Here is a 19,042-nt window from a genome sequence, read left to right on the forward strand (position 1 = left end):
TAAATGGGAAGGGTATCACCGAAGTGAATACATAGCTTTGGTGAAGCGAACCCGGGGAACTGAAACATCTCAGTACCCGGAGGAAAGGACATCAACAGAGACTCCCGTAGTAGTGGCGAGCGAACCGGGACCAGGCCAATGCCTTCAATTCAAGTAGCAGAACACTCTGGAAAGTGTGACCATAGCGGGTGACAGTCCCGTATGCGAAACTGATGTTGAAGGATTTGAGTAGGGCGGGGCACGTGAAACCCTGTCTGAACGTAGGGGGACCACCCTCTAAGCCTAAGTACTCCTGTATGACCGATAGTGAACTAGTACCGTGAGGGAAAGGTGAAAAGCACCCCGATGAGGGGAGTGAAACAGTACCTGAAACCGAACGCCTACAAGCAGTAGGAGGGCCCTTGAGGCCTGACTGCGTACCTCTTGCATAATGGGTCAGTGACTTAGTGTAACAAGCAAGCTTAAGCCGTTAGGTGTAGGCGCAGCGAAAGCGAGTCTGAATAGGGCGAATGAGTTTGTTGCATTAGACCCGAAACCCGGTGATCTAGGCATGACCAGGTTGAAGGTGCGGTAACACGCACTGGAGGACCGAACCGTTCAATGTTGAAAAATTGTCGGATGAGTTGTGTTTAGGGGTGAAAGGCCAATCAAACCGGGAAATAGCTGGTTCTCCGCGAAATCTATTGAGGTAGAGCGTCGGATGAATACCATGGGGGGTAGAGCACTGGATGGATGCGGGGGTCGCGAGATCTACCAATTCTAACCAAACTCCGAATACCCATGAGTAATATCCGGCAGACAGACGGCGGGTGCTAAGGTCCGTCGTCAAAAGGGAAACAGCCCTGACCTACAGCTAAGGTCCCCAAGTCACGTCTAAGTGGGAAAGCATGTGGGAATCCCAAAACAACCAGGAGGTTGGCTTAGAAGCAGCCATCCTTTAAAGAAAGCGTAACAGCTCACTGGTCTAATTAAGGGTTCCTGCGGCGAAAATGTAACGGGGCTCAAGACGTGCACCGAAGCTTAGGGTGTGTAGCAATACACGCGGTAGCGGAGCGTTCCGTAGGCTGATGAAGCGATCTGGTAATGGGTCGTGGAGGTATCGGAAGTGCGAATGCTGACATGAGTAGCGATAAAGAGGGTGAGATGCCCTCTCGCCGAAATCCCAAGGGTTCCTGCTTAAAGCTAATCTGAGCAGGGTAAGCCGGCCCCTAAGACGAGCCCGAAGGGGGTAGTCGATGGGAACCACGTTAATATTCGTGGGCCTGGAGGTGTGTGACGGATCTCGTAAATTGTCTGACCTTATTGGATTGGTCAGGCTTTGAAGAGGTTCCAGGAAATAGCCCCTCCATTATAGACCGTACCCTAAACCGACACAGGTGGGATGGTAGAGTATACCAAGGCGCTTGAGAGAAGTCTCCTGAAGGAACTCGGCAAATTGCCTCCGTACCTTCGGAAGAAGGAGGCCCCACATCTGGGCAACCAGTTGTGGGGGGCACAGGCCAGGGGGTAGCGACTGTTTAGCAAAAACACAGGGCTCTGCTAAGTCGGCTTCAAGACGACGTATAGGGCCTGACGCCTGCCCGGTGCCTGAAGGTTAAGTGGAGGGGTGCAAGCTCCGAAATGAAGCCCAGGTAAACGGCGGCCGTAACTATAACGGTCCTAAGGTAGCGAAATTCCTTGTCGGGTAAGTTCCGACCTGCACGAATGGCGTAACGACTTCCCCACTGTCTCCAGGAGATGCTCAGCGAAATTGAATTCTCCGTGAAGATGCGGAGTACCCGCGGTTAGACGGAAAGACCCCGTGCACCTTTACTGCAGCTTCAGAGTGGCATTAGGAAAGAACTGTGTAGCATAGGTGGGAGGCTTTGAAGCACTGGCGCCAGCCGGTGTGGAGCCATAGGTGAAATACCACCCTGTTGTTTTCTGATGTCTAACCTCGATCCATGAAACTGGATCAGGGACCCTCTGTGGCGGGTAGTTTGACTGGGGCGGTCGCCTCCTAAAGAGTAACGGAGGCGCGCGATGGTAGGCTCAGGACGGTTGGAAACCGTCTGTTAGAGTGCAATGGCATAAGCCTGCCTGACTGCGAGACTGACGAGTCGAGCAGAGACGAAAGTCGGTCATAGTGATCCGGTGGTCCCGAGTGGAAGGGCCATCGCTCAACGGATAAAAGGTACGCCGGGGATAACAGGCTGATGATTCCCAAGAGCTCATATCGACGGAATCGTTTGGCACCTCGATGTCGGCTCATCACATCCTGGGGCTGGAGCAGGTCCCAAGGGTTTGGCTGTTCGCCAATTAAAGTGGTACGTGAGCTGGGTTCAGAACGTCGTGAGACAGTTTGGTCCCTATCTGCCGTGGGCGTCGAAATTTGAGAGGAGTTGACCCTAGTACGAGAGGACCGGGTTGAACATACCTCTGGTGTACCTGTCGTGGCGCCAGCCGCGCAGCAGGGTAGCTATGTATGGACGGGATAACCGCTGAAAGCATCTAAGCGGGAAGCCTCCCTCAAGATAAGATTTCTTAGAGCCGTGGAAGACCACCACGTTGATAGATCGGATGTAGAAGCGCGGTAACGCGTGGAGCTAACCGATACTAATTGCTCTATTCGCACTTAAGAGTCCCGCCATCAACGACAAGCCTGACCGGTTTGTCCATGATAAGTGGATGATTGATCAGATAGTATTGCACGGGCATCGATTGAACCCTTTTTTGACCTACGCCGGCTTCATTGCTTGGTGACCATGGCGTCAGTGACCCACCCGATCCCATCTCGAACTCGGACGTGAAACCTGACAGCGCCGATGGTACTGTGGCTTAAGCCCCGGAAGAGTAGGACGTCGCCAGGCATTGTGGCCGGCGTAAGGTCGAAAAAACCCATTCACAAAGTTAGAGGCCGGCAGCGATGCCGGCCTTTTGCTGTTTTTGCGGATCCGAACGGATCGCAAGCTGGTTGACGCGGGATGGAGCAGCCCGGTAGCTCGTCAGGCTCATAACCTGAAGGTCGTAGGTTCAAATCCTACTCCCGCAACCAACAAAAAGCCCGCGATCCCATTGGGGCGCGGGCTTTTTTGCGTCTGAAGCGCGGGTGACTTTCCGGGCGTTGCGGCTATTCCAGGCTCAAGCCGCCCATTCGGCGGGATCGGATTCCTCACCGATCAGCGCGAGCCCGTGGGCGATCGAGGTCAACTCGCCGCCCGTCGCGATACGCTCTTCGCCGAAACGGCGCTCGAACAAAGCGCTGATAGCCGGGATCAGCGACGATCCTCCGGTCAGGAAGACGCGGTCGATCGCCTCGGGCGCGATGCCCGCGCGGGCGAGTGCCTGATCCATCGCCGCCTCGATGCGCTTGAGGTCGTCGGCGATCCAGCGCTCGAAATCGGCGCGCCGGACATCGGCGCCGATCTCGATTCCGCCGCCGGAAAAATGGAATGGCGCCTCGTTGCTGCCCGACAGCGCGCGCTTCAGCTTACCGACAGCGTCGTAGAGCGGAAATCCCTGCTCATGCTCGATCAGCGCGATCATCCGGCCGATCAGTTCGGGGCGTTCGGCGTCGCGTTGCAGGCGCCGGAGCTCGTCGAGTGTGCGGCGGTTGCGCATCATCGCGAGCCGCGACCAGTCACCGAAATCGGCGAAATAGCCGCCCGGAATCTCGAGGATCTTGTCGAACGAGCGATAGTGGCTGCCCTTGCCGAGCAGCGGCAGCACCAGCCGGTTGACGATGCGGTAATCGAAGCGATCGCCCGCGATGCCGATCCCCGACGAGGCGAGCGGCACGCAGCGGCGGGCGCGTCCGGGCTCGGCGACGCGGACGATCGAAAAGTCGGTGGTGCCGCCGCCGAAGTCGGCGACGAGGATCGTCGCGGGTTCGGTCAGGCGCGAGGCATAGCTGTGCGCGGCGCCGAGCGGTTCGTGGACATAATAGATTTCGGTGCCGAACGCCGCGAGCATCGCATCGTAGCGCTGGCGCGCGAGTTCGGGATCGGGCCGCGCGCCGGCATATTCGACCGGGCGCCCGACGATGATGCGGCGTGGTCGTTCGTCGAGCGCGCCGCCCGCATGGGCGACAAGGCGCTGGAGGAAGAGGCGGCCAAGATCCTCGAAACGGAGCGGCTTGCCCCAGATCATCGTGCGCTCGAACAGCGGGCTCGCAGCGACGCTCTTGAAAGACTGGATGAAGCGGCTGTCGAGCGGCGATTGCAGATATTCGTCGATCGCCCACGGACCCGCCTCGTGCGCGATGCCGTTCCAGCCGCGCTCCTCTTCCCAGAAGCAGAGCGCCGAACGGAACACCGCATCGCCCGCGTCGCCAAACTCGACGAGCCTAGTGCCGCCTCGGCCGTCGGCAAGTGCCACGACGCTATTCGTCGTGCCGAAATCGAGGCCGAGCGCGCTCGCGGCCGCCTTGTTCATGACATGCTCCTGTGGCGATGGGATCCCTCGCGGGGCGGCGCCTATTGCACAGGACAACCTATCGGGCAAGCTCGGGACAGGCGGCTAGGCGTCGGGCCGCCACGCGCGATAGAAAGCGTCGACCGCGGCATCGACATCGTCCTGCAGGCGAGCAAGATCGCGGCTTTCGGGAAGATTGAGCATCGCGAACTGATAGAGGCCCGACTGGCACAGTCCGGTGAATTGCTGCACCGCGCGCATCGGATCGCCAGCCCTTAGTTCACCGCGCGCCATTTTCTCCCCGATCCAGTCGGCCGCGCGCGCCTTTCCGCGGCGCGGCCCGCGCTCGTAGAAGGTTTCGGCGAGATGCGGGAAGCGCTCGGCCTCGCCGACGACGAGCCGAAAGAGCGACAGGATCGGCGTTGCGGTGAGCTTGGTCATGAGCAGGTTTCCGAAACGCCCCAGCACGTCGGGGACAGGCTCGTCGAGCGGCAACTCAATCGCCAGCGCCTGGCCATATTGCTCCACGATATCGTCGACCACGGCTTCGAACAGCTCCTCCTTCGACGGGAAATAGGTCCACAGCGTTGTCTTCGATCCGCCAACCTTACTCGCGATCGACGACATCGTTGTTCCCGCATAGCCATTCGCGAAGAACAGCTCGCGCGCCGCATCGACGAACGCCTTGCGCCGGATCGTTGCAGCGGCGTCGGGCGCCGCCGTACTGTCTGGTATCATTTCGATTGACAACGCATCCTCCGAAGTTCATTGGCGCATGATACCAGCTAGTATCGTTGGAAGCCATGCCCCGATCATTATTTCTCACAACCGCGGTTTTCGGCCTGTTGGCGGGTTGCGCGAGCGTTCCCGACCTTGGTCCGAAGCCTGCCCCTGCGACCGCTGCGTCGTTCGAGTCGGCGGCCAGTTTCGCCGACGCCAATGGCGAATGGCCAGTCGAAGGCTGGTGGCGGAGCTTTGGCGATACGCAGCTCGATACGCTGATCACCGAGGGGATGAAGGGTTCGCCCGACGTCGCCATCGCCGCCGCGCGTGTGCGCGCGGCCGATGCCATGGCGCAACAAGCAGGAGCGGCGCTGCTGCCGCGCGTTGGTGCCGAGGCGAGCGCGGGCGGCGTTCAGCAGAGCAAGAATATGGGCATCCCGCCCGAATTCGTTCCCGATGGCATTCAGGACACCGGCCATATCGCCGCGACGTTCGGTTTCGATCTCGACCTATGGGGCAAGAACCGCGCGGCGCTCGCCGCAGCGACGTCGGAGGCGGAGGCCGCCCGCGTCGACGAGGCGCAGGCACGCTTGATGCTTACCACCGGCATCGCCGCCGCCTATGCCGATCTCGACGGCTATTATCATGCGCTCGACGTCGCGAACGAGGCGGTTCGCGTCCGCACGGCGAGCGCCGACCTGTCAGGCGCGCGCGCGCGCGCCGGCATCGAAAATCAGGCGAGCCAGCGGCAGGCCGAAAGTCGCGCCGCGTCTGCACGGGCGGACGTCGTCGCGCTCGAGGAAGCCATCGCGACGACGCGCAATCGGATCGCCGCGCTGCTCGGCGCGGGCCCCGATCGCGGCCTTTCGATCGCGCGCCCCCAGATGGCGCGCCCGGCGCTCGGCCTGCCAGGCGACGCCGGGATCGACCTGATCGGGCGGCGTCCCGATATCGTCGCGGCGCGGCTGCGGTCCGAAGCCGCCGCCAAGCGCATCGACGTCGCGCGCGCCGATTTCTATCCCAATATCAGCCTGTCGGCGCTCGTCGGGCTCCAGTCGCTCGGCCTCTCGAACCTGTTCAAGTCGGGGTCCGAATATGGCAATGGCGGCGCCGCGATCAGCCTGCCGGTCTTCGAGGGCGGGCGGCTCGCTGGCCGCTATCGCGGGTCGCGTGCCGAATATGACGCGGCGGTCGCGACCTATGACCGCACGCTGATCGACGCTCTGCGCGATGTCGCCGATATCGTCGCCAGCCGCGCCGCGACCATGCGTCAACTCACCGGGCGACGCGAGGCGCTGGCCGCTGCCGCCGAAGCGTCGAAGCTCGCCGGGCTGCGCTATCGCGCCGGCCTCTCGACCCAGATCGTCCAGCTCACCGCCGAGGACAGCCTGGTCGCGCTCGATCGCGCGGTCGCCGACCTTGAGGCACGGCAGCTTTCTCTCGATATCGCCCTGATCCGTGCACTTGGCGGCGGATATAGCGCGCCAACCCCAACAGGAGACGAATGATGGCCGACGAAACGGCTGCGACCGAAACCGGCGCTCCCGAAACCATTCCAGACGCCGAAACCAACGGCGCCCGGCGCAAGAAGCTTCTCCGCATCCTCGCGACCGTCGTCGTGGCGGTCGCGATCCTTTGGGGGGCTTGGTATTTCCTGACCCAGGCGGGGCGCGTCCATACCGATAACGCCTATGTCGGCGCTGATTCGGCACAGGTGACCGCGCTCGTGTCAGGGCCGGTCAAAGAAGTGCGGGTCAGTGGCACTCAGGCGGTGAAGAAGGGGGACATCCTCGTCATCCTCGACGATGCCGACCAGCGCATCGCGGTCGCCGATGCCGAAGCGGCGCTGCGCCTCGCGCGGCAACGTTACGGACAGGCCGATGCGAACGCCGATGCGGCGCGGGCGCGTGTAGCCGCGCGCGGCGCCGATATCGCGCAGGCTAAGGCGCGACTGCGCGACGCCAATGCGACGGTCGAGCGCGCGCGCGCCGAACTGGCGCGGCGCGAAAGCATCGCGGGCACCGGCGCGGTCTCGAGCGAAGAGCTGACTGCCGCGCGCGCGGCTTTGGCTTCGGCGACAGCAGCGCGCGACCTTGCGGCGGCCGGCATCGCCTCGGCCGAAGCGACGCGCGGCTCGGCGAGCGGCGATCTCGGCGCCGCCGAGGCCGTGGTGCGCGGGACGACGATCGACACCGCCCCCGATGTCGCCGCCGCGGAGGCGCGGCTCGAAAAGGCGCGGCTCGACCTTGCGCGCACAGTGCTGCGCGCGCCGGTCGACGGCATCGTCACCAACCGGCAGGTGCAGGTCGGCCAGCGGATCGCCGCGGGTGCGCCGATCATGGTGATAGTCCCCATCGCGACCGCCTATGTCGACGCCAATTTCAAGGAAAGCCAGTTCGGGGACATTCGCCTCGGGCAGCCGGTCGAGCTGGTGTCGGACTATTATGGCGGCGACGTCGTCTATCGCGGCAAGGTCGTCGGCATCGCCGGCGGCACCGGCGCAGCCTTCTCGCTGATCCCCGCGCAAAATGCGACGGGCAATTGGGTCAAGGTGGTGCAGCGCCTGCCGGTGCGCATCGCGCTCGACCCGAAGCAGCTCAAGGAACATCCGCTGCGCGTCGGCTTGTCGATGGAAGCCACGGTCGACACGCGCGGAAACTGAGTCATGGCCAGCGCCGCAGCCCCGCCCTTATCCGCCAGCGTCCCGGCAGAACCGCAACCGCTGACCGGCGTGCGTCTGATTGTCGCGGCCTTCGCGCTCGCGCTCGCCAATTTCGTCGTCGTGCTCGACACCACTATCGCCAATGTCTCCGTTCCGCATATCGCCGGGGGGCTCGCGGTGTCGCCGACGCAGGGCACATGGGTGATCACCAGCTATGCGGTTGCCGACGCGATCAGCGTGCCGCTCACCGGCTGGCTCGCGATGCGCTTCGGCACGGTGCGCTGGTTCATGATCTCGATCATCGGCTTCGGTATCTTCTCCTTCCTCTGCGGCGTGTCGCGCACGCTCGACGCGCTCATCCTTTTCCGCGTGCTTCAGGGGCTAGCGGGCGGGCCGCTGATGCCGCTGTCGCAGATCTTGCTGCTCAAGATTTTTCCGAAGGAAAAGGCAGGCATCGGGCTCGCCATCTGGGCGATGACGACAACCACCGCGCCGATCCTCGGGCCGATCCTTGGCGGCACGATCAGCGACAATTGGACCTGGCCGTGGATCTTCTTCATCAACCTGCCCGTCGTCGCGATCTGTGCCTTCGGCGTGTTCACCCTGCTGACGCCGTTCGAGACGAAGCGGGAAAAGGCGCGCATCGATACCGTCGGCCTGATCCTGCTCGTCGTGTCGGTGGGCGCCTTCCAGATCATGCTCGACACCGGGCGCGAACATGACTGGTTCGGATCGGCGTGGATCGTGATGCTTGCGGTCGTCTCGGCGATCAGCTTCGCCGCTTTCGTCATCTGGGAACTCACCGACGCCAACCCGATCGTCAACCTGCGCATCTTCCGGTTCCGCGGCTTCACCTTCGGGACCATCGCGCTCTCGCTTGGTTTCGGCGCTTTCTTCGCGCAAGTCGTGCTGACGCCGCTCTGGTTGCAGCAGGTCGCGGGATATACCGCTACCGAGACGGGCTATGTCGTCGCATGGCTTGGCTGTTTCGCGGTGTTGCTGTCGCCGGTCGCGGCGGGAACGCTCGGCAAGATCGACGTCCGGCTGACGGTCAGCGCCGGCATTCTGTGGATGGCGGCGATGTCGATCCTGCGCGCCAGCTGGAACGCCGACGTCGACTATTGGACGCTTGCCTTGCCGCACGTCCTTCAGGGCATGGGCATGCCCTTCTTCTTCGTCGGGCTGACCGCGCTAGTTCTGAGCTCGGTCCCGGCCAAGGACCAGACCTCGGCCGCGGGACTCATGAGCTTTTTACGCACGCTGAGCGGCGCGATCGGCACCGCGGTCGCGACGACCGCATGGGACGACGCCAGCCGCACCTCGCGATCCGAACTCGTGTCGTCGCTCAACGATTCGGGTGGCTTCATGGCGACGCTCGAACGCGCGGGGCTGACGCTCGAACAGGCACGCGCGCTTCTCGACCGGCTGGTCGAGGTGCAGGCCTCGACGCTCGCGGTGCTCCACATCTTCCTTGCGGCAGCAGTCGTCTTCGTCATCGCGGCCGCCGCCGTCTGGATCGCGCCCCGGCCCAAACAGGTGTCGATGGGCGCGTCGCACTAGCCGCTATCTGGCGAAGAGCTGCCCCAGATCGGCAAAGGCCTTGAACTCAAGCGCATTGCCCGCCGGGTCGTGAAAGAACATCGTCGACTGCTCGCCCGGCTGGCCGGCAAAACGTGTGTGCGGTTCGATCACGAATTCGACATTGTGCGCCTTCAGCCGCTCGGCGAGCGTCTGCCATTCGGCGGGCGGCAGCACGACGCCGAAATGCGGCACCGGTACGGCATGACCGTCGACCGGATTGTGCGCGGCGCTGGCGGGCGGCGTATCGACGTGGTGCGCGACGATCTGGTGGCCGTAAAGGTTGAAGTCGATCCAGTCGGCATCGCTGCGTCCTTCGGGGCAGCCGAGGACCGTGCCATAGAAATGGCGCGCGGCATCGAGGTCGTCGACAGGAAAGGCGATATGAAAGGGGGCGAGGTTGGCCATCCCGCCCATTTGCCGCAGCCGCGCATGGAAAGCCAGCCCGGGACTTGGGTTGTGCGCCGCAACATGCTAGGCGCGCGCCATGCTGACGATCAACGGAATCACTGTACGCCTTGGTGGGCGCGCCATCCTCGAACGCGCCACCGCGAGCCTGCCGGCGAAAAGCCGCGTCGGGCTGATCGGACGCAATGGGGCAGGCAAATCGACGCTGATGAAAGTGATGATCGGCCAGCTCGAGCCCGACGAGGGCAGCATCGACATGCCGCGCAAGACGCGCGTCGGCTATATCGCGCAGGAAGCGCCGAACGGCACCGCGACGCCGTTCGATACCGTGCTCGCCGCCGATACAGAGCGCGCGCAGCTGCTCATGGCATCCGAGACCGAACAGGATCCCGACAAGCTCGGCGATATCCACGAACGGCTGATCGCGATCGACGCCTATACCGCGCCCGCGCGCGCCGCGCGCATCCTGATCGGCCTCGGCTTCGACGAGGAGATGCGGGGCCAGCCGCTCGACAGTTTCTCGGGCGGGTGGAAGATGCGCGTCGCGCTCGCGGCGCTGCTCTTCTCCGAACCCGATTTGCTGCTGCTCGACGAACCCTCGAACCACCTCGACCTCGAAGCGACCTTGTGGCTCGAAAACTTCCTGCGCGCCTATCCGGGGCAGCTTGTCGTGATCAGCCACGAGCGCGACCTGCTCAACAATGTCGTCGACAATATCCTCCACCTCGAGGGTGGCAAGGTCATGCTCTATGCTGGCGGCTATGACGCGTTCGAACGTCAGCGCGCCGAACGCGCCGCACAGCTCGCCGCGGCCAAGGCGTCGCAAGATGCGCAGCGCGCGAAGCTCCAGGATTATGTCGCGCGCAACAGCGCCCGCGCCTCGACCGCAAAGCAGGCACAGTCGCGCGCCAAGATGCTCGCGCGGATGCAGCCGATCGCCGCGCTCGCCGAGGATCAGACGCTCGCGTTCGATTTCCCGAGCCCCGACGAATTGAAGCCGCCGCTGATCACGCTCGACCTTGCCAGCGTGGGTTATGCCGACCGACCGGTGCTCCAGCGGCTCAATCTGCGGATCGATCCCGACGACCGGATCGCGCTGCTTGGGCGCAACGGCAATGGCAAGACGACGCTGGCGCGCCTGCTCGCGGCGCAGCTCAGCCCGATGGCGGGCGCGATGGCGGCGTCGGGCAAGATGCGCGTCGGCTATTTCACCCAATATCAGGTCGAGGAACTCGACGGCAGCGACACCCCGCTCGCGCATATGACGCGCGTGATGGAGGGCAAGACGCAGGGCGCCGTGCGCGCGCAGCTCGGCCGCTTCGGTTTTTCGGGCAACAAGGCAACCACGCAGGTCGCAAAACTGTCGGGCGGCGAACGCGCGCGGCTCGCGCTCGCGCTCATCACGCGCGATGCGCCGCACTTGCTCATCCTCGACGAACCGACCAACCATTTGGACGTCGATGCGCGCGAAGCGCTGGTGCAGGCGCTCAACGGCTTCGAGGGTGCGGTGGTGCTCGTCAGCCACGACCGCCACATGCTCGAACTCACCGCGGACCGGCTCGTGCTCGTCGATGATGGCACTGCGCGCGAATATGACGGCAGCATGGACGATTATGTCGACATGATCTTGGGGAAGGGACCGCAAAAGGACCGCGTGTCAAAGGCCGACAAGAAGGAAGACCGCAAGGCGGCCGCAGCGGCGCGCGAGGCGGCAGCGAAGATCAAGCGGGACGTCTCGGATGCCGAGGCCGACCTCGCCAAATATGAAGTCGTGCTCTCGGCGATCGACCGCGCGATGTTCGATCCGCAGGGCGCCGCGAGCGAATATAAGGGCCTGACGATGAGCGAGCTGTCGCAGCGGCGCGGCAAGATCGTCGCCGCACAGGAAGCCGCCGAAGCGCGCTGGGTCGCGGCGAGCGAAGCGCTGGAGGCGTTCGAGAGCGCGCCTGCCTAGATCATCCGCCCCGATATCGTCACCCCGGACTTGATCCGGGGTCCAAACATCGAAGCTGTCATGGATGCCGGATCAAGTCCGGCATGGCGAAGTTGTTGGGGGCTCACCCGCATTGACTCGCGCGCCCCATTCCATCATAATAGTTTCAATTGAAACCAGATGGGAATGCGACATGGCCGACCTTTTCGATAATCCGCTGGGCCTCGACGGCTTTGAGTTCGTCGAATTTTCGGCGCCCGAAAAGGGCATTCTCGAACCCGTGTTCCAAGCGATGGGCTTCACCCAGATCGCGCATCACCGCTCGAAGGACGTCCAGTTGTGGCGTCAGGGCGGCATCAACCTGATTGCCAATTACGAACCCAAGTCGCCCGCCGCCTATTTCGCCGCCGAGCATGGACCGTCGGCGTGCGGCATGGGCTGGCGCGTTCGCGACGCCGCCAAAGCCTATGCCGAAGCGATCGAACGCGGCGCCGAGCCGGTCGAAGTCAACCCCGGCCCGATGGAACTGCGCCTGCCCGCGATCCGCGGCATCGGCGGCTCGATCATCTATCTGATCGACCGCTACGGCGACGATCTCAGCATCTACGACATCGACTTCGTTTACGAAGACGGCGTCGATCGCCACCCCGTCGGCGCCGGCATGCAGCTGATCGATCACCTCACGCACAATGTCTACGGCGGCCGCATGGCGCATTGGGCGGCCTTCTACGAACGCATCGCGGGTTTCCGCGAGATCCGCTATTTCGACATCAAGGGCGAATATACCGGCCTGACGTCAAAGGCGATGACGGCCCCCGACGGCAAGATCCGCATCCCGCTCAACGAGGAAGGCGCGGGCGGCAAGGGCCAGATCGAGGAATATCTGCGCGCCTATAATGGCGAGGGCATCCAGCATATCGCGTTCAGCTGCGACGATCTTTACGCCGCGTGGGACAAGCTCAAGGCGCTCGGCAATCCCTTCGCGCCCGCACCCCCGGCGACCTATTACGAGATGCTCGAAGAGCGGCTTCCGGGCCATGGCGAGCCGGTCGAGGGCCTCCGGTCGCGCGGCATATTGCTCGACGGCTCGACGACCGAGGGCGACCCGCGCCTGCTGCTCCAGATTTTCGGCCAGACCGTCATCGGTCCGGTCTTCTTCGAATTCATCCAGCGCAAGAAGGATGAAGGTTTCGGCGAGGGCAATTTCACCGCGCTGTTCAAATCGATGGAAATGGACCAGATTCGCCGAGGCGCCCTGACCGTCGAGGAGCCCGCCGAATGACCAGCCCGATCAAAAGCCCGATCAAATTGGGCGGCGTCCACCACGCCGCCTATCGCTGCAAGGATGCGAAGGAGACGGTCGACTGGTACGAGCGTATGCTCGGCATGACCTACACCACCGCCTTTGCCGAGGATCATGTGCCGTCGACCGGCGAATATGACCCTTACATGCACGTCTTCCTCGAGGCGGGGAACGGCAACATCCTCGCTTTCTTCGAACTGCCGAACCAGCCCGTCATGGGGCGCGACGAGAACACGCCCGCGTGGGTCCAGCATCTCGCGTTCAAGGTCGGCAGCTATGACGAACTCGTGGCGGCGAAGGCGCATCTGGAAAGCGAAGGCGTCGAAGTGCTCGGGCCGACGCACCACGGCATCTTCAAGTCGATCTATTTCTTCGACCCCAACGGCCACCGCGTCGAGCTGGCGTGCGACATCGGCACCGCCGAGCAATATGCCGAACTGAAGCGCGTCGCGCCGCTGATGCTGGAAGAGTGGAGCCAGACCAAAAAGGCGCCGCGCCACGCCGACTGGCTGCATACGGCGGCGAACGAGTAGGATTAAACGTCATTGCGAGGAGCGTAGCGACGAAGCAATCTCCAGCCATCGACCTTGCACCAAGCCGATAGCTGGAGATTGCTTCGCTTCGCTCGCAATGACGGAACTTACGTCCGATCCAGCCCGATGCTCTCAAGCGTCGCGCCGCTGCACTTGTCGGCTTCCTTGGTCTCTCCGCCGCCCGACAGCGCGCCGATCGCGAGGAAGCCCGCGACCACCGCGACTAAAAACGCGCCGGTGACCCAGATCAGATATTTGTCGATGAACGCCTTGATCGGCGCCCCGAACAAGCGGAACAATATGCCGACGAGCATGAAGGAAAAGGCTCGGCTGGCTAGGCTCGCCCACAGGAAGGTCCAGAAACTCATGTGGATGAAGCCGGCGGTGATCGTGAGCAGCTTGAACGGGATCGGCGTCGCGCCTTTGATCAGGATGATCTCCGCCCCATATTCACGCAGATAGCAGGCGGCGGGCGGGAAGGCATCGGTCAGCCCGAGCGCGCCGAGCAACGCGAGGCCCACGCTTTCATAGAGGAAGAATCCGATCAGATAGCCGAGCATGCCGCCCGCGACCGACGCGAGCGTGCAAATCGCGGCATAGCGCACTGCCTTCTTCGGATCGGCAAGGCACATCAGGCCGAGCATCGGGTGCGGCGGAATCGGAAAGAAGCTCGCTTCGACGAAGGAGACCAGCGCCAGCCAATATTCGGCGTGGGGGTGCGCGGATTTCTCCATGGTCCAGTTGTAGAGATTCTGGATCATGGACTTGTTACGCGGTGTGGCGGTCATGCTGGTCCTTGCGGTGGTGGTGGCCTCCTATGCAGCGCGCCTCGGCGGAAGTCGAGCCGAGCCTGCGTGCTGAGACCAAAACGCCGGAACCGTCCGCGAGCGGTTCCGGCGCGGCGCCCACCATCGATGGGGGCAAGGGACTTCGTCGCGTCCGCGCCCTTGGCGCGGACGGGCAATGGTCAGCGTCGCGTGATCATGATCGCGCTGGCGACGGCCATCGGCACGCCGGCTTTCCGCGCGGCGATGATATCCCGGCTGGCATCGCGCCCCCTGGAAAGCGCGCTGCGGAAGCAGCGGCTGGTGGCCATTTCCCGCAGGGTCGTTTCAAATTCGGGCCGGACGTCGCATACTGACCGCGCCGCAGCGCGCAGGCGGCTGTCCAGACGCGCCATGCCGCTTTCGCTGGCGAGATTGAGATCGGCATAGCTGACCTTCACCACCTCGATTTCGCCTGTCGGCGCGGTCGCCACGATGGGCTGCGAAAAGGCGGGTGCTGCGCCGAGCAGCAACAGGGGCAGAGCCATAAAGATACGCATCGAATTACTCCCTTTCATTTCATCCCAGCCCAAGGGGAGGCTGCGGATGCGAAAGGAGTAGCCGGGGCGCATGCCGGCGACCGTGAGGAGATCGTCAATCGGGTATTAAAAATGCGTCAAAATCCAGTATGTTGAAATTTACCGTTCGTTCGATCGTCAAAATGATGTTATTTCGGTCTTCGGGAAAAATATACGGCCGCATCCCCGACTCAGGAGGTCGCGCCGTGAATTCTGCATTCGCAAAAAACGAGCGGTACGCCGTCGCCGCCACGCCGATATTGCGGCTCCTTGGCGATTTCGCGGTCGAGCCCGCCGGTCTGGCGCCTTCGGGCCGCAAGGCGCGCGCGCTTCTGGCCCGGCTCGTCCTTGCCGACGCACCGCTTGCGCGCGACCGGCTGAGCGCGCTTCTTTGGAGCCGCCGCCCCGATGCGCAGGCGCATGCCAGCCTGCGGCAATGTCTCGTCGAGCTTAAGCCATGGACGCGTGCATCGCCGCCGTTGCTGCAAGCCGGTCGCGAGACCGTCGCCATCGATCATACGCAAGTCGCAGACGACATTTCGCTGCTTCGCGCCGCGTGCGCGGCGGACGATGTCGCCGCGGTGCTGACGCGCCTGCCCGCGCACGACGTAAGGTTTCTTGCCGACCTCGAGGGCGTCGACGACGCCTGGGATGACTGGCTGATGGTCGAACGGGCGCGGCAGGAGGAGGTAATTGTTCGCGAGGTGCTCGCGATGGCCGACCGGCTGCTGCAAAGGGGCCACCTCGAGCAGGCGCTGACCGTCGCCGACCGGGTGACGCGATTCGACCCGTGCAGCGAGCATGCCGCGCGGATTGTCATGCACGCGCGCTGGGAGGCGGGAGATGGCGATGGCTTGCGCCATGCCTGGCATCGGATCGAGGATGCGTTGGCCCGCGGAATCGACGACAGGCCTTCGGTCGAAACGGCCGAGCTCTATCGGAGCCTGTCCGAACGACAATGCCCGCCGGCCCCGGCCATACCTGCGCAGCGCTCGGCGGCGAGCGCCGGGGGGAGCCCGTCGCTGCGCAGCGCGATCGGGCTCGGTGCGGCAGCATTGACGCTGGCGCTGGTCGGTGCCGACGCACCGCGCACTGCGGCGCCGGCGGCGATGCTTGCCGCGCCCGCGGTGCGCGTCGAGCCGATCGAGGCGCGCGGGCGCGACGCGATCGAGGACCGCTTTGCTGACGCGCTGGCAGGCGATTTCGCCCGTTTAGCCAAGGCATCGGGCGGAGTGGTCCGCGTCCTCGATAGCAAGGCGGCGGGACGCGGCGGCGATTTCGTCGTCCGCGTCGCGATCGAGCGCGACGGCGGCGAGTTCGTCAGCGAACCGCGTGTCGTGGATCCGCTGAACGGGTCGATTCTCTGGTCCAGCCGTCTGACAGCTCCGGTCGGCGATCTCAGCCGGCTGCGCGAGCGAACCGCCCTTGCCGTTGCCGGCCTCGTCGACTGCGCTTTGACGCTGAACGGCCGGAGCCAGCCGCTCTCCACCGATGCCGATCGCCGGTCGCTGGTCTTCGCGATCTGCGACGCACATATCGCCTATGACGGGCCGCGCGCGATCCGCTTGATGGAGGAACTCGTCGAGCGCTGGCCGGGGGACGCCGACGCACTCGGAATGCTGGCGCAGGTTCGCATCAAGCATCTCTCGCACGACGGGGATCCGGCGGCTTTGGGCGCGGAACGGTCGCGAGCGATCGATGCGGCGCAGCGCGCGCTGGCGATAGATCCGGGCAATGCGGCGGCGCTGACAGCGCTGTCGCAGACGGGTGTCAGCGAATTGTTCATGGTTGAGGCCTTGCCGCTCCTCGATCGTGCGCTTGCGACGGACCCTGAATATCCGGCGGCATTGATGAGCAGTGCGGTGGGGCTCTTCATGGCGGGATATGTCCGTGCCGGCGTGGATCCGGCGGAGCGCGCCGCACGGGGCGACCCGACCTCGATCTACAAGGCATTGGGTGTGGTGCGCCGCTATGCCGCGGCGGGGCAGATGGAGGAGGCAATGGCGCAGTTCGCGGCTGCGGAGGCGATCTGGCCAGGCCATCCCGACCTGACCGAACATCGCCGTCGCCTTGCGGTCGAACTCGGCAGGACTAACGCGGCCGAGGCGTATCGCGCGGCCACTGCGGAAGAGCGGCGCACATTCGACATGCTGCTCATTCGCCAATTTGCCGACCCATCGGCCGGATCGCGCGCGGTCGAAGTTGCCGCAGAAGCCGAATTCGCCCAGAACAGATCCGTCGCTTATGCGATCGCCGCGCATTATGCGCGGATCGGCGACATGCCAAAGGCACTTTCATGGCTGGCGCGCGCGCCGGTGCGCAATACCGATGGCCAATGGTCGCTGCTTTACTGGCCGTCGGTCGCCCCGCTCCGGCGCGATCCGTTGTTCTTCAGGACACTGGCGCGGATCGGACTCGTCGATTTCTGGCGGCGGCAAGATCGCTGGCCCGACTTTTGCAGCGAGCCCGGCCTGCGTTACGACTGCAGGCAGGAAGCCGGGCGACTGGCGCGCCTCGGGCGCGCGATCAGTGGCGGAAGTGGCGCATCCCGGTGAAGATCATCGCGAGCCCCGCTTCGTTCGCCGCCGCGATCACCTCGTCGTCGCGGATCGAGCCGCCGGGTTGGATGACGCAGGTCGCGCCCGCCTCGACCGCCGCAAGCAGCCCGTCGGCGAAGGGAAAGAAGGCGTCGCTCGCGACCGCGCTGCCGACGGTGCGGGGCTGCGCCCAGCCGTGCGATTCGGCGGCTTCGCGCGCCTTCACCGCCGCGATGCGCGCGCTGTCGCGGCGGTTCATCTGCCCCGCGCCGATGCCGGCGGTCGATCCGCCCTTGGCATAGACGATCGCGTTCGACTTCACATGCTTCGCGATCGTCCAGGCGAACAGCGCGTCGGCCAGTTCTTCCTCGGTCGGGGCGCGGTCGGTAACGACCTTCAGGTCGGCGCGCGTGATGCGGCCATTGTCGCGGCTCTGCGCGAGCCAGCCGCCGGCGATCGTCTTCATCATCAGTCCGCCGCGGGCCGGGTCGGGCAGTTCGCCGGTCAGCAGCAGGCGCAGGTTCTTCTTTTTTGCGAACACCGCGCGGGCGTCGGCGTCGGCGTCGGGCGCGCAGACGACTTCGGTGAAGATGCTGCTGATCGCCTCGGCCGTCGGCCCGTCGAGCGGCCGGTTGACCGCGATGATGCCGCCGAACGCCGAGACGTCGTCGCACTTCAGCGCCGCGTCATAGGCCTCTGCGATCGTCGCGGCACTCGCGACGCCGCAGGGGTTCGCGTGCTTGACGATGACGCAGGTCGGTTCGGCCTCGCGGAATTCGGCGACGAGTTCGAGCGCGGCGTCGGCGTCGTTGATATTATTGTAGCTGAGTTCCTTGCCCTGCACCTGTTCGGCCTGCGCGATCCCGCGCGACGCGGGGCCGGCGGGCAGGTAGAGCGCGGCCTGCTGGTGCGGATTCTCGCCATAGCGCAGCTCGGTCGCCAGCTTCGCGGTCAGCGGCAGCGTGTCGGGGAACAGCTTGCCCTGGTCGGCAAAGGCGAACCAGCTTGCGATCATGCCGTCATAGGTCGCGGTGTGCGCGAAGGCGGTCGCAGCGAGGCGCTTGCGCAACGCCAGCGTGGTCGCGCCGCCATTGGCGTCCATCTCCGCGATCACCGCCGCATAATCCTCGGGCTCGGTGACGATGCCGACGAAGGCATGATTCTTCGCCGACGAGCGCACCATCGCCGGGCCGCCGATGTCGATATTCTCGATGATCTCGTCGCGCGCCGCGCCCTTGGCGACCGTCGCGGCAAACGGATAGAGGTTGACGACGACAAGATCGATGGCGCCGATGCCATGCTCTTTCATCGAGGCGACATGCGCCGCATCGTCGCGCACCGCCAGGATACCGCCATGGACCGTCGGGTGCAGCGTCTTGACGCGGCCGTCCATCATCTCGGGGAAGCCGGTGAGGTCGGACACGTCCAGGACAATATGCCCCGCCTCGCGCAGCGCCTTTGCGGTGCCGCCGGTCGACACGAGTTCGACGCCATGTTTGACGAGCGCGGCGGCAAGCTCGGCGAGCCCCGCCTTGTCGCTGACGGACAGAAGGGCGCGGCGGACGGGAATCAGGTCGGTCATTGGGGAGGGCCTCGGCTGGCGATGGGATGACGCGGCCCCCCTAGGCGCG

13 protein-coding genes, 1 tRNA gene and 2 rRNA genes (1 of these 16 only partly in view) are annotated in these 19,042 nt (G+C 64.2%); 10 read left to right on the plus strand and 6 right to left on the minus strand.

Features of this window, described 5'->3' with window-relative positions:
- From HDC29_RS13705 to HDC29_RS13715, 3 genes are all read left to right on the plus strand, one after another.
- Positions 1 to 2,618, plus strand: a 23S ribosomal RNA gene (locus HDC29_RS13705); it begins 173 nt to the left of the window's first position.
- A 116-nt stretch (positions 2,619 to 2,734) separates the two neighbouring features.
- Positions 2,735 to 2,849: ribosomal RNA gene (gene rrf / locus HDC29_RS13710) — 5S ribosomal RNA — on the plus strand.
- A 108-nt stretch (positions 2,850 to 2,957) separates the two neighbouring features.
- Positions 2,958 to 3,034, plus strand: a tRNA-Met gene (locus HDC29_RS13715).
- A gap of 86 nt (positions 3,035 to 3,120) precedes the next feature.
- Here the strand turns inward: HDC29_RS13715 and HDC29_RS13720 are convergent.
- Positions 3,121 to 4,413, minus strand: coding sequence for an Hsp70 family protein (locus HDC29_RS13720; protein ID WP_179498411.1), 1,293 nt, complete (start codon positions 4,411 to 4,413; stop codon positions 3,121 to 3,123).
- Between the two features lie 84 nt (positions 4,414 to 4,497).
- Complete coding sequence (locus HDC29_RS13725; protein WP_257018280.1) at positions 4,498 to 5,142, minus strand: TetR/AcrR family transcriptional regulator; 645 nt, start codon at positions 5,140 to 5,142, stop codon at positions 4,498 to 4,500.
- Between the two features lie 53 nt (positions 5,143 to 5,195).
- Here HDC29_RS13725 and HDC29_RS13730 point away from each other — a divergent pair, with 53 nt between their 5' ends.
- Genes HDC29_RS13730 through HDC29_RS13740 form a run of 3 tightly spaced genes read left to right on the plus strand, consistent with a single transcriptional unit; the run spans position 5,196 to position 9,337 of the window.
- On the plus strand, positions 5,196 to 6,623 hold the full coding sequence (locus HDC29_RS13730) for an efflux transporter outer membrane subunit (protein WP_179498413.1): 1,428 nt from the start codon (positions 5,196 to 5,198) through the stop codon (positions 6,621 to 6,623).
- A complete protein-coding gene (locus HDC29_RS13735) occupies positions 6,623 to 7,777 on the plus strand; it encodes an HlyD family efflux transporter periplasmic adaptor subunit (protein ID WP_179498414.1) in 1,155 nt (384 codons plus the stop codon). Before HDC29_RS13730 ends, HDC29_RS13735 begins: the two co-directional genes overlap by 1 nt.
- A 3-nt stretch (positions 7,778 to 7,780) precedes the next feature.
- The gene (locus HDC29_RS13740; protein ID WP_179498415.1) at positions 7,781 to 9,337 is read left to right on the plus strand and encodes a DHA2 family efflux MFS transporter permease subunit; all 1,557 of its coding nucleotides are present in this window, start codon (positions 7,781 to 7,783) and stop codon (positions 9,335 to 9,337) included.
- A gap of 3 nt (positions 9,338 to 9,340) precedes the next feature.
- On the opposite strand, the gene HDC29_RS13745 is transcribed toward HDC29_RS13740, so the two are convergent.
- Entirely contained in the window at positions 9,341 to 9,763 is a 423-nt protein-coding gene (locus tag HDC29_RS13745) for a VOC family protein (RefSeq protein WP_179498416.1), read from the minus strand.
- A gap of 79 nt (positions 9,764 to 9,842) precedes the next feature.
- Here HDC29_RS13745 and HDC29_RS13750 point away from each other — a divergent pair, with 79 nt between their 5' ends.
- From HDC29_RS13750 to HDC29_RS13760, 3 genes are all read left to right on the plus strand, one after another.
- Positions 9,843 to 11,717, plus strand: a complete 1,875-nt coding sequence (locus HDC29_RS13750; protein ID WP_179498417.1) for an ABC-F family ATP-binding cassette domain-containing protein — start codon at positions 9,843 to 9,845, stop codon at positions 11,715 to 11,717.
- A 172-nt stretch (positions 11,718 to 11,889) separates the two neighbouring features.
- The gene (hppD, locus tag HDC29_RS13755; protein ID WP_179498418.1) at positions 11,890 to 12,978 is read left to right on the plus strand and encodes a 4-hydroxyphenylpyruvate dioxygenase; all 1,089 of its coding nucleotides are present in this window, start codon (positions 11,890 to 11,892) and stop codon (positions 12,976 to 12,978) included.
- Entirely contained in the window at positions 12,975 to 13,532 is a 558-nt protein-coding gene (locus HDC29_RS13760; protein WP_179498419.1) for a VOC family protein, read from the plus strand. Before hppD ends, HDC29_RS13760 begins: the two co-directional genes overlap by 4 nt.
- Positions 13,533 to 13,639: 107 nt before the next feature.
- Here HDC29_RS13760 and HDC29_RS13765 read toward each other — a convergent pair whose 3' ends face one another.
- Together HDC29_RS13765 and HDC29_RS13770 are read right to left on the minus strand one after the other, a co-directional pair.
- On the minus strand, positions 13,640 to 14,293 hold the full coding sequence (locus tag HDC29_RS13765; RefSeq protein ID WP_179498942.1) for a YqaA family protein: 654 nt from the start codon (positions 14,291 to 14,293) through the stop codon (positions 13,640 to 13,642).
- A gap of 206 nt (positions 14,294 to 14,499) precedes the next feature.
- The gene (locus HDC29_RS13770; protein ID WP_179498420.1) at positions 14,500 to 14,928 is read right to left on the minus strand and encodes a UrcA family protein; all 429 of its coding nucleotides are present in this window, start codon (positions 14,926 to 14,928) and stop codon (positions 14,500 to 14,502) included.
- A gap of 152 nt (positions 14,929 to 15,080) precedes the next feature.
- Between HDC29_RS13770 and HDC29_RS13775 the strand changes: the two genes are divergently transcribed.
- Complete coding sequence (locus HDC29_RS13775) at positions 15,081 to 17,429, plus strand: BTAD domain-containing putative transcriptional regulator (RefSeq protein ID WP_179498421.1); 2,349 nt, start codon at positions 15,081 to 15,083, stop codon at positions 17,427 to 17,429.
- Here the strand turns inward: HDC29_RS13775 and purH are convergent.
- Positions 17,401 to 18,993, minus strand: a complete 1,593-nt coding sequence (gene purH, locus HDC29_RS13780; RefSeq protein ID WP_179498422.1) for a bifunctional phosphoribosylaminoimidazolecarboxamide formyltransferase/IMP cyclohydrolase — start codon at positions 18,991 to 18,993, stop codon at positions 17,401 to 17,403. The genes HDC29_RS13775 and purH overlap by 29 nt on opposite strands.
- Between the last annotated feature and the right edge of the window lie 49 nt (positions 18,994 to 19,042).

Origin of the sequence: Sphingopyxis sp. JAI108, assembly GCF_013410105.1 — a bacterium.
GTDB classification, from domain to species: Bacteria; Pseudomonadota; Alphaproteobacteria; order Sphingomonadales; family Sphingomonadaceae; genus Sphingopyxis; species Sphingopyxis chilensis.

Coding starts and splice junctions, on each gene's coding strand:
- HDC29_RS13720 (WP_179498411.1), bottom strand. CDS start 4,413: ATGAACAAGGCGGCCGCGAGCGCGCTCGGCCTCGATTTCGGCACGACG.
- HDC29_RS13730 (WP_179498413.1), top strand. CDS start 5,196: ATGCCCCGATCATTATTTCTCACAACCGCGGTTTTCGGCCTGTTGGCG.
- HDC29_RS13735 (WP_179498414.1), top strand. CDS start 6,623: ATGGCCGACGAAACGGCTGCGACCGAAACCGGCGCTCCCGAAACCATT.
- HDC29_RS13740 (WP_179498415.1), top strand. CDS start 7,781: ATGGCCAGCGCCGCAGCCCCGCCCTTATCCGCCAGCGTCCCGGCAGAA.
- HDC29_RS13745 (WP_179498416.1), bottom strand. CDS start 9,763: ATGGCCAACCTCGCCCCCTTTCATATCGCCTTTCCTGTCGACGACCTC.
- HDC29_RS13750 (WP_179498417.1), top strand. CDS start 9,843: ATGCTGACGATCAACGGAATCACTGTACGCCTTGGTGGGCGCGCCATC.
- hppD (WP_179498418.1), top strand. CDS start 11,890: ATGGCCGACCTTTTCGATAATCCGCTGGGCCTCGACGGCTTTGAGTTC.
- HDC29_RS13760 (WP_179498419.1), top strand. CDS start 12,975: ATGACCAGCCCGATCAAAAGCCCGATCAAATTGGGCGGCGTCCACCAC.
- HDC29_RS13765 (WP_179498942.1), bottom strand. CDS start 14,293: ATGATCCAGAATCTCTACAACTGGACCATGGAGAAATCCGCGCACCCC.
- HDC29_RS13770 (WP_179498420.1), bottom strand. CDS start 14,928: ATGCGCCCCGGCTACTCCTTTCGCATCCGCAGCCTCCCCTTGGGCTGG.
- purH (WP_179498422.1), bottom strand. CDS start 18,993: ATGACCGACCTGATTCCCGTCCGCCGCGCCCTTCTGTCCGTCAGCGAC.